This is a genomic window from uncultured Dechloromonas sp., from assembly GCF_945957265.1.
Classification (GTDB): Bacteria; Pseudomonadota; Gammaproteobacteria; order Burkholderiales; family Rhodocyclaceae; genus Azonexus.
Genome location: NZ_CAMFKO010000004.1, coordinates 145,454 through 155,223, shown reverse-complemented (window position 1 = coordinate 155,223; position 9,770 = coordinate 145,454). Strand labels below are relative to the sequence as shown.

At 65.1% G+C, this 9,770-nt stretch carries 7 protein-coding genes; 6 read left to right on the top strand and 1 reads right to left on the bottom strand.

Annotated elements, in window-relative coordinates:
* Positions 1–453: MFS transporter (locus Q0P59_RS04175; protein ID WP_366090235.1), on the top strand; the 453-nt coding region annotated here is incomplete at its 5' end.
* On the opposite strand, the gene Q0P59_RS04170 is transcribed toward Q0P59_RS04175, so the two are convergent.
* Positions 454–762 (bottom strand): hypothetical protein, encoded by a 309-nt coding sequence (locus Q0P59_RS04170; protein ID WP_295003875.1) that lies wholly within the window; start codon positions 760–762, stop codon positions 454–456.
* A 108-nt stretch (positions 763–870) separates the two neighbouring features.
* Here Q0P59_RS04170 and lexA point away from each other — a divergent pair, with 108 nt between their 5' ends.
* The 5 genes from lexA to prsT all read left to right on the top strand — a co-directional run bounded on the left by lexA (position 871) and on the right by prsT (position 9,679).
* Positions 871–1,476 (top strand): transcriptional repressor LexA, encoded by a 606-nt coding sequence (gene lexA / locus Q0P59_RS04165; RefSeq protein WP_295003873.1) that lies wholly within the window; start codon positions 871–873, stop codon positions 1,474–1,476.
* Positions 1,473–2,198: a translesion DNA synthesis-associated protein ImuA gene (gene imuA / locus Q0P59_RS04160; RefSeq protein WP_295003871.1), complete on the top strand. Its 726-nt coding sequence runs from the start codon at positions 1,473–1,475 to the stop codon at positions 2,196–2,198. Before lexA ends, imuA begins: the two co-directional genes overlap by 4 nt.
* Positions 2,131–3,585: a DNA polymerase Y family protein gene (locus Q0P59_RS04155; RefSeq protein WP_295003869.1), complete on the top strand. Its 1,455-nt coding sequence runs from the start codon at positions 2,131–2,133 to the stop codon at positions 3,583–3,585. Before imuA ends, Q0P59_RS04155 begins: the two co-directional genes overlap by 68 nt.
* A gap of 12 nt (positions 3,586–3,597) precedes the next feature.
* Positions 3,598–6,678, top strand: coding sequence for an error-prone DNA polymerase (locus Q0P59_RS04150; RefSeq protein ID WP_295003867.1), 3,081 nt, complete (start codon positions 3,598–3,600; stop codon positions 6,676–6,678).
* Between the two features lie 154 nt (positions 6,679–6,832).
* Positions 6,833–9,679, top strand: coding sequence for an XrtA/PEP-CTERM system TPR-repeat protein PrsT (gene prsT / locus Q0P59_RS04145; protein ID WP_295003865.1), 2,847 nt, complete (start codon positions 6,833–6,835; stop codon positions 9,677–9,679).
* The last annotated feature ends 91 nt before the right edge of the window (positions 9,680–9,770 follow it).

The following is a 9,770-nucleotide window of genomic DNA, read 5'->3' as shown; positions in this document are numbered from 1 at the left end:
TCGCTGGCGATCATCGGCCTGACCAACATTTTCGGCAGCCTGTACGCCGGCTCCTGTGTCAACAAGTTCCGCAGCAAGTACGTGCTGGCCGCGATGTACGGTTCGCGGGCGCTGCTCATCGCCTGGTACCTGATGATGCCGCGCACCGAATGGACGTTCTACGTTTTTGCCGCCGGCCTCGGCTTTACCTGGCTGGCCACCGTGCCGCCGACCGCCGCCATCGTCGGCAAGCTGTTCGGCATCCGCTACCTGGCAACGCTGTTCGGCATGACCTTGCTGTCGCACCAGATCGGCGGTTTCCTCGGTGCCTGGCTGGGTGGGCTGGCCATCACGCAATTCGGCGACTTCGGCTGGATGTGGTACGCCGACATGGCCCTGGCCGCCATCGCCGCCGTGCTCAACCTGCCGATCCGCGAGGCGCCGGTGGCACGCCCGGCGACAGCCGCCGCCTGATTACCTGAGGCAGCCGAGGAAGCGTTCGCGCGCCTCGGCCAGCGCGGGCAGTGCGGATTCGTCGAGCAGTTCGCTGCAGGTCCGGTAAAAGTCGTCGAAGGCCGCACGCACCTTCTTTTCTTCGACCTTGCGGCGCGGGCCCGGCTTGTCGTCGTCGCGGGCCGGCACGTCGAGCGGCCTGAGGACCGCATAGCGGGGAATCATCTGCTGCCCGCCGTTTTCCGAAGAGGCCGTGACCGGGCCGGTCTTCACAAAGATCTTGCCGTCGTATTCGAAGCGATCGCCGATCGCCAGGTGTTGCAGCTTCATGCTGGGGTTTCCGGATGGTGCGGGAGGCAGAGTGTAGCCCATTCTCCGCTTGCCAAAAATCAATTACTGTACAAAAATACAGCTAACGAATTTTGCAGGGAGCAGACCATGAAGCTCACGCCACGCCAGCAGGAAATTCTCGACTTCATCAAGAACACCGTCGAGGTGCTCGGTGCGCCGCCGACGCGGGCCGAAATCGCCTCCGCCTTCGGCTTCGCCTCGCCCAACGCGGCGGAAGATCACCTCAAGGCCCTGGCCAAGAAGGGCGCCATCAATCTCGAGCCGGGCTCGGCGCGCGGCATCCGCCTCGTCGAGCAACTGGGCCTGCCGCTGATCGGCAGCGTGGCCGCCGGTTCGCCCATTCTCGCCGTCGAAAACGTGCAGGCGCGTTATGCCTTCGACGCCGGCATGTTCAATCCGCGCGCCGACTTCCTGCTCAAGGTGCGCGGCCTGTCGATGATCGACGTCGGCATCTACGACGGCGACCTGCTGGCCGTACACAAGACCAACCAGGCCCGCGACGGCGAGATCGTCGTCGCCCGCCTCGACGAGGAAGTGACCGTCAAGCGCCTGCAGCGCAAGAGCGGCCATATCGAGCTGATCGCCGAAAATCCGGACTTCGCGCCGATCATCGTGCGTCCCGGCGAAGTCGAATTCGCCATCGAGGGCGTTGCCGTCGGCCTGATACGCGGGGCAGGCTCGAAGCTGTCATGAACGCCTTGCCGTTGCCGGTCGCTTTGGCGGATGTGCTGGCCAGAGGCGATGTCTGGCGCGGCGACACGCTGGCCTCCCTGGCGGAGGCCGCCATCCCCAGCGGCCATCCCGAACTCGACGCCGAATTGCCCGGCGGCGGCTGGCCGCGCGGCGTGCTGACGGAACTGCTCGTCGACTGCAACGGCGTCGGCGAAATGAGCCTGCTGCTGCCCGCCCTGTCCAGGCTGTCGCAGGCCGGGGGCTGGCTGGCCCTGGTCGCGCCGCCCTGGCTGCCGCACGCACCGGCCTGGGCGGCGGCGGGCATCGCCCTGGAGCGACTGGTCATCGTGCGTGCCGGCAAGGATACGGCCTGGAGCATCGAACAACTGCTCGCCTGCGACGGTTTCGCCGGCGTGCTGGCCTGGCCGGGCGAGGGCATCGATGCCAAGGCGCTGCGCCGCCTGCAGGTCGCGGCTGAAGGGCGTTCGGTATTGGCCTGCCTGTGGCGCTCCACGGCTGCGGCAGGGACGCCGTCGCCCGCGCCCTTGCGAGTGGCGCTGGCAAGCGGCAGCGACGCGCTGACGGTCCGCATCCTGAAGCGGCGCGGCAGGCCGGCATCCCGGCCGCTGGATTTGCCGTATTCATCCTCCATTCCCCGTCCCGGGAGACGCTCGCGTGCTGTGGCTGGCCCTGTCCTTTCCCTGGTTGCCGATCGAGGCCTTGCCGCTGCGCCAGCCGCCTAGCGCGGTGGTCGTGCGCGGCCGGATCATGCTGGGCGATGCGGAGGCCGTCGCGGCCGGCATTCGCCCCGGCCAGAAGCTGGCGACCGCGCTCGGCCTGCTGCCGGGCTTGTCGGTTTTCGAGCGCGCTGCGGCGCGCGAACGACAAACCCTCGAAAACCTGGCCTGCTGGGCGGGGCGATTCACGCCCACGGTCAGCCTGGCGCAACCCAACGAACTCCTGCTCGAAATCGGCGCCTGCATCCGTCTCTTCGGCGGCATCGAGCCGATTGTCGACGCCGTGACGAGCGGTTGCGCCGAGCAAGGCCACACCCCCGGCTGGGCGGTGGCCCCGACGCCGCTCGGCGCGCGCTGGCTGGCCCGTTCCGGCAGCGGAACGATCCATCGCGAAGCGGCCAGCCTGCATGCGGCCCTCGCCGAGTTACCGTGCCACATCGCCGACTGGCCGGCCGACGCGGTGGCCCGCCTGGAATCCTTCGGCTTGCGGCGGCTCGGCGCCTTGCGCGCGACGCCGGGGAGCGGCTTGCGGCGGCGCATCGGCAACCGCCCGTTGGACGACATGGCCCGTGCCTGGGGAGATGTCCCGGACCCGCAAACGGCTTTCGCCTTTCCGGAAAGTTTTGCCATCGACATTGAATTGCCGTCCCGCGTCGAGCATGCCGAAGCCCTGGTGTTTTCCGGGCAACGCCTGTTCTCGGCATTGGCCGGCTGGCTGAGCGCGCGGCAACTGCTGCTGCGGCGCTGTACCTTGCGCTTCCGGCACGATGACGCCGAACCGAGCGATCTCGCCCTGCGGTTTGCCGAGCCGGCCGCCGACGAAGCGCGCTTCGTGCGCCTGCTGCGCGAGCATCTGGGGCGCTGGCAATTGCCGGCGCCGGTCGAGGCGGTTCGCCTGCAGGCCGACGAGCTGGCTGAAAGATCGGGAGAGAGCGTGCCGCTGTTTGCTGAAGCTGCGCACGGCGAGGGGCATCTGGCCTGCCTGGAACGTTTGCGTGCCCGGCTCGGCGAGCGTGCCGTACAGGCGCTGGATGCCGTTTTCGATTATCGGCCGGAGTGTGCAAGCCGCGAGCGGGATGCCACGGTCGCCTCGCGCTCGCCGGCAGGCCAGGCGACCCAGCGGCAGGCAAGGCTCCCCGCTTCGGCGCGGCCGCTGTGGTTGTTGCCGACACCGTGCGCGCTCCCCGAACGGGCTGGCAGCCCGGACTGGCATGGGCCGCTCAAGCTCCTGTCCAGCCCCGAACGGCTGGAAAGCGGCTGGTGGGACAGCGGCGAGCAAGGGGCCGCCGGCGATGTCCGGCGCGATTATTTCGTGGCCCGCAACCCGCAGGGACAGTGGGCCTGGGTTTTCCGCAATGCCGAGGGCTGGTTCCTGCACGGCCTGTTTGCCTGAGGCGGGGTGGCCATGTCGCTGCCGGCCTACGCCGAGTTGCATTGCCTGTCGAACTTCAGCTTCCTGCGCGGCGCCTCGCATCCGGACGAACTGATCGAACGCGCGGCGGAGCAGGGCTACACGGCACTGGCGCTGACCGACGAATGCTCGCTGGCCGGCATCGTCCGGGCGCATCAGGCCGCCAAACGGACCGGCCTGAAATTGATCGTCGGCAGTGAAATGACGCTGGCCGACGGCCTCAAGCTGGTTTTCCTGGCCAGGAACCGCGAAGGCTACGGCAATCTCTCGGCACTCATCACCCTGGCGCGCCGGCGGGCAGGGAAGGGGGATTACACGCTGCAGCGCCACGACCTGACCGCCGTGTCGCCGAGCGGTGCCGTGCCCGATTGCCTGGCGCTCTGGATTCCCGACGAAAACCCCTCCGTCGAGGATGGGCGCTGGCTGGCCGAACGCTTCCCCGGTCGGCTGTGGATCGCCGCCGAGTTGCATGCCGGAGTGGACGATGCGGCAAGGCTGGCCGATCTGCTCGCCCTCGGCAAGGCCTGCCGCTTGCCGCTGGTGGCGGCCGGCGACGTCCATATGCACGCCCGCAACCGGCGGCCGGTGCAGGATGTGCTGACCGCCTTGCGTCTGAAAACGACCCTTTTCGAGGCCGGCCATGCGCTGTTCCCCAACGCCGAACGGCATCTGCGGACGCGGCTGCGCCTGTCGCGCCTCTATCCGGCCGACGCCCTGGCCGAAACGATCAAGATCGCCGAGCAGTGCCGGTTTTCGCTCGACGAACTGCGTTACGAATACCCCGAGGAGATCGTCCCGCCGGATCACTCTGCGACTTCCTGGCTACGCCACGAAACGGAACACGGCCTGCAGTCCCGCTATCCGCAGGGCATTCCAGATGCCGTGCGGCAGCGCGTCGAACACGAGCTGGCCCTGATCGCCGAACTGAAGTACGAAGCCTATTTCCTGACGGTTTACGACATCGTCTGCCATGCGCGCAGCCTGGGAATTCTCTGCCAGGGGCGCGGCGCGGCGGCCAATTCGACCGTCTGCTTCGCGCTGGGCATCACCGAGGTCGATCCGGCGCGTTCCGCCATGCTGTTCGAGCGCTTCATTTCGCGGGAGCGCGGCGAGCCGCCGGACATCGATGTCGATTTCGAGCACGAAAGACGCGACGAGGTCATCGCCTACATCTACGGCAAATACACCCGCGAACGCACGGCGCTGACCGCGGCGCTGATCACCTACCGGACCAAGGGCGCGCTGCGCGATGCGGGGCGGGTTCTCGGGTTCGAGGCGGCGCGCATCGATGCCCTGACCGCCTCGCTGGCCTGGTGGGACAAACGGGAGCAGCTGCCCGAGCGCTTTGCCGAGCAGGGGCTCGACCCCGCATCGCCGCGCGTCGAGAAATGGCTGTGGATCGCCGGCCAACTGCGCGGCTTTCCCCGCCACCTGACCCAGCATGTCGGCGGTTTCGTCATGTCGCGCGGCCCCCTGGCCCGCCTGGTGCCGGTCGAAAACACGGCCATGCCGGAGCGCACGGTGATCCAGTGGGACAAGGACGACCTCGATGCCGTCGGCCTGATGAAAGTCGATGTGCTGGCGCTCGGCATGCTGTCGGCGCTGCGCCGCATGCTCGGCATGCTGGGCGAGACCACAGGCCGGCGCTGGCGCCTGGGCGACATCCCGGCCGAAGACCCTGCCACCTACGCCATGCTCGGCCACGCCGACAGCATGGGCGTCTTCCAGGTCGAGTCGCGCGCCCAGATGTCCATGCTGCCGCGCCTCAGGCCGCGCTGTTATTACGACCTCGTCGTCGAGGTGGCGCTCGTCCGCCCGGGGCCGATCCAGGGCGACATGGTCCATCCTTACCTGAAGCGGCGACAGGGCAGGGAGCGCATCGAGAAAATTTCGCCGGCCGTCGACAAGGTCCTCGAACGGACCTATGGCGTGCCCATCTTCCAGGAGCAGGTCATGCAACTGGCCATCGTCGCCGCCGGCTTCACCCCCGGCGAGGCCGATGAACTGCGCCGCGCCATGGCCGCCTGGCGGCGCAAGGGCAACCTGCTGCGCTACCAGGACAAGCTGCGCGCCGGCATGGCGGCCAATGGCCTGCCCGCCGAATTCGCCGAGCGCATCGCCCTGCAGATCCAGGGCTTCGGCGAATACGGCTTTCCCGAATCGCACGCCGCCAGTTTCGCCCTGCTGGTCTATGCCTCGGCCTGGCTCAAGCGCCACCACCCGGCCATCTTCCTGTGCGGGCTGCTCAACAGCCAGCCGATGGGCTTCTATTCGCCGTCGATGCTGATCCAGGACGCCCGCCGCCATGGCGTCGCCGTCCTGCCTCCGGATGCCGCCGCCAGCGACTGGGACTGCACGCTGGAGCCGGCCGGGGCAGTGCGACTCGGCTTGCGCCAAATCGGCGGCCTGGCGCAGGCCGCCGCCGAGCGCATCGCGGCAGCGCGCAGAAGTCGCCCTTTTCACGATGTCGCCGACCTGGCGGCGCGTGCCGGACTGCAACGCCGCGACCTCGACCTGCTGGCCGCCGCCGATGCCCTGCGCAGCCTGGCCGGGCACCGCCGGCAGGCCGCCTGGGCCGCCACGGCCGCGGTGGCGCAGGGCGATCTTTTCGACGGCGTCGCTCTTTCGGAAACGGCAATCGCGCTGGCGCCGCCGAATGAAGGCGAGAATCTGGTCGCCGATTACCGGCATCTCGGCCTCACGCTGCGCGAGCATCCCCTGACCCTGCTGCGCCCGCAGCTGGCCGGACGCCGTTTCATTCCGGCCGCCGAACTCCGCCACGCCGGACACCGGGCGCTGGTCCGCGCCGCCGGCATCGTCGTCGGACGCCAGCGACCGGGCACTGCCACCGGCATCGTCTTCGTGACCCTGGAAGACGAAAGCGGCCTGACCAATGTCGTGATTCATCCGCAGCTGGTCGAAAAACAGCGCCGTGAGCTCCTCGGCGCCAGCCTGCTCGGTGTCTTCGGGCAATTGCAGATGGAAGGCGAAGTCGTCCACCTCGTCGCCAAGCGGCTGGTCGACCTGTCCGCCTGGCTGGGCCGGCTGGAAACGTTCAGCCGGGACTTTCATTGAAAAGCCTTCCCGGGCGTGTCGGATTTCAGCCATCGATTATCTCGATGGTATTCTTGAAAAGCCCCTGGATCGTGACAAAACGCACGCTTGATGTGCGCAGTTGTCATTACCATCGCGACAGCCCGCTCCCTATCCTACGAATATTCCGACCACGATGAGTCTCGCCAGATTGTTCCGCACAGTGCCCACCAACGATTCACGAAACCCGTATTGGGCCGCCCGCGTTACCCTGACGCTAGCCATCGCCAGCTGTTTTGCCGCACCGGCCATCGCCACTCCGGAAAAAGCCGCAAGCTACTACGAGGATGCGCTGCGCCGCTACGAAAAGGACGACATGCCGGCAGCGGTCATCCAGTTAAAAAATGCCATCCAGCAAGATCAGAAAATGTTGGCCGCGCACCTGTTGCTCGGCAAGGCGCTGCTCAAGGACGGCGATCTCAAAGGGGCCGAAGCCGCCTTCGAAGAAGCCTTGAAACAGGGGGTCAATCGGGGCGAGGTTGCCATTCCGCTCGGTCAGGTCTATCTCGCCCTGGGGCGTCCGGAAGCGGTTATCGACCGTGTCCAGCCATCGGGTCTGTCGCCGGCACTGCAAGTTGAAATCCTGACCATGCGCGGTAACGCCTACCTGGAATCAGGAAAAAACAGCCTGGCCAGCCAGAGTTTCGAGCAGGCTCGCTCCATCGACCCCAGATCGGCCTCGCCGTTGATCGCTGAAGTCACCATGCTTTTAGGAATGGGGCGAATCGAGCAGGCGCGCGAAAAAGCCAACAAGGCAGTCGAACTGGCACCGAACAGCGCTTTCGCCTGGAGTGCCAAGGCATCCGTTCTCCATGCCTCCCTCGATGCGGCCGGGGCCATTGGCGCTTACGACAAGGCGCTTGCCCTGACGCCCAGGCATCTCGACGCACGCATCGCCCGGGCAGCCCTGCTCATCGATCTCAAGCGCGAGACGGAAGCACGGAAGGATCTGGACTACCTTTTCACCCAGGCCCCGGACGAGCCGCGTGCCGCCTACCTGCGTGCCGTTCTGGCGGGGCAGAAAGGGGATGCAAGCGCCGTCGGCGATGCCCTCAAGGAGGTAACGCGCACCATCGATGCCGTACCGGCGGCATGGCTGGCGCGTCGGGAGCAGTTGCTAATGGCCGGCGCATTGGCCCATTACGGATTGGGAAACCACCAGAAGGCCCGCGAATATCTGGATGTGATCGTGGCGCGCAACCCGGGAAACAATGGCGCGAAGAAGCTGCTTGCTTCGATTTTTGTCGACGCGAAGGATTACGCCAGGGCCCAATCCCTCCTTGAGTCCCTGCAAAGAGCCTTGCCGGATGATCCTCAGGTGATGTACCTGCTGGGGTCTGTCAACCTGGCACAAAGGCGATACGCCCAAGCCAGCGAACAACTCGAAAAAGCTGCAACCCGTACCGGCTCATCGGAAATCAATCGTTCGCTCGGCTTCAGCCAACTCAGCCTGGGCAAGATGGAACAAGGTCAGGCCAGCCTGGAAAAAGCCTTTGCCGCCAACCCTGGGGACATACAGGCCGGGATGACACTGGCCACGCTCTATGCCCGCTCCGGCAAGCCGGAACAAGCGCTGAAAACGGCCATGAGCATGGTCAGGCAAGATCCGAACAATTTGACGGCACTCAATTTTCTTGGGGCGCTCAAAGGTGCCAATGGCGACAAGAGTGGCGCGAGAGCGGCGTATAACGAGGTGCTTGCCAAGGATCCCGATTTCACCCCGGCCGTTCTGAACCTGGCGCGACTGGACATGGCGGACAAGCGCTTTGATGATGCTCGTCGACGTCTTGATGCCGTACTCAAGAAGCGCAATGATGATGCGCTGGTTCTGTTCGAGTACGGTCAACTCGAGCAACGTGCCGGTCGCTCCGAGGAGGCGATCAGATATTTGTCCAAAGCCGGGAGCGTTCAACGAAGCGATGCCGCACCTACGTTGGTGCTGATCGACCTTCATCTGGGGCTGCGCCAGAACGACCAGGCCTTGACTGTAGCCAAACAACTTTCCAGCAAGTTTCCTACCAGCTTCCCGGTGCAGATGGCCTTGGCGCGTGCCTTCCTGATGAGCGGCGATATCGCCAACACCCGGGCGACGCTGAATGGTGCGACGCGCCTTGCAGAGTTCGACGCAAAATCCCTGGTTGCCATTGCCCGGATGCAATTGGCGGCAAACAACCCCGACGGAGCTTCCTACAGTATTTACAAAGCCCTGCAGGGGAATCCGGAAGACATTTCGGCCCTGGCCCTGGCTGTTCAGGCTGAAGCCCGGCGTGGCGAGGCCGCCAAGGCCGATACCGCACTCAAGACCTTGCTTGCCAAGTATCCCGATGCCGTTGAAACCTTGCGTGTCAGCGCCGATCTCGCGATGTCCCGAAGGCAGTACGCTGCCGCCATCGCCGGATACCGCAAGTTGCTGGTCAAGGAGGAAAGCACCGGGAACGCGCTGGCTCTTGTCCAGGCTTACATGGCGGCAGATGACTCCGCCAAGGCTGCCGGTTTTCTTGAAGCTTGGGTCAAGGGGCATCCCAAGGACAGGATTGCATCCAAAGCCCTGGCTGAAGCACATTTCAGAGCGGGACAACTCGCTGCGGCGAGGCAAACATATCAAGGAGTAATAAAAGAAGCTCCGGACGACGCCCCGGCACTTAACAACTACGCGAACCTGTTGCTGCAGTTGAATGATCAGGCTGCGCAGGAAATTGCGGAACGGGCATTGAAGCTTTCTCCGAATAACGCATCCTACGCCGACACCCTGGGCTGGATTCTGGTTAACAAAGGGCAAGTCGAGGCGGGTCTGCGTTATCTGCGCGAAGCGCGTCTACGCAATCCGGACAACGGTGAAATTCGCTTTCATCTTGCTTATGCATTGTCCAAGACTGGCCGCAAGGAAGAAGCAAAAGAAGAGTTGAAGGCAGCGCTAACGGCATCCGGACGACTTGCGAATAGCAATCCTGTCGTGCAACTGCGGAAAGACTTGGGGTTGTAATGCTCTTGAGGACTGTCGATTTTTTTTACACAACTTTGGAGAACTCTGAAGTTAGAGCTTTATCATCATGAAAGATAAAGTTTTTTTGTTC

Excerpts from the sequence above, each read along its gene's own strand:
- Q0P59_RS04170 (WP_295003875.1), bottom strand. The coding sequence starts at position 762 with ATGAAGCTGCAACACCTGGCGATCGGCGATCGCTTCGAATACGACGGC.
- lexA (WP_295003873.1), top strand. The coding sequence starts at position 871 with ATGAAGCTCACGCCACGCCAGCAGGAAATTCTCGACTTCATCAAGAAC.
- imuA (WP_295003871.1), top strand. The coding sequence starts at position 1,473 with ATGAACGCCTTGCCGTTGCCGGTCGCTTTGGCGGATGTGCTGGCCAGA.
- Q0P59_RS04150 (WP_295003867.1), top strand. The coding sequence starts at position 3,598 with ATGTCGCTGCCGGCCTACGCCGAGTTGCATTGCCTGTCGAACTTCAGC.
- prsT (WP_295003865.1), top strand. The coding sequence starts at position 6,833 with ATGAGTCTCGCCAGATTGTTCCGCACAGTGCCCACCAACGATTCACGA.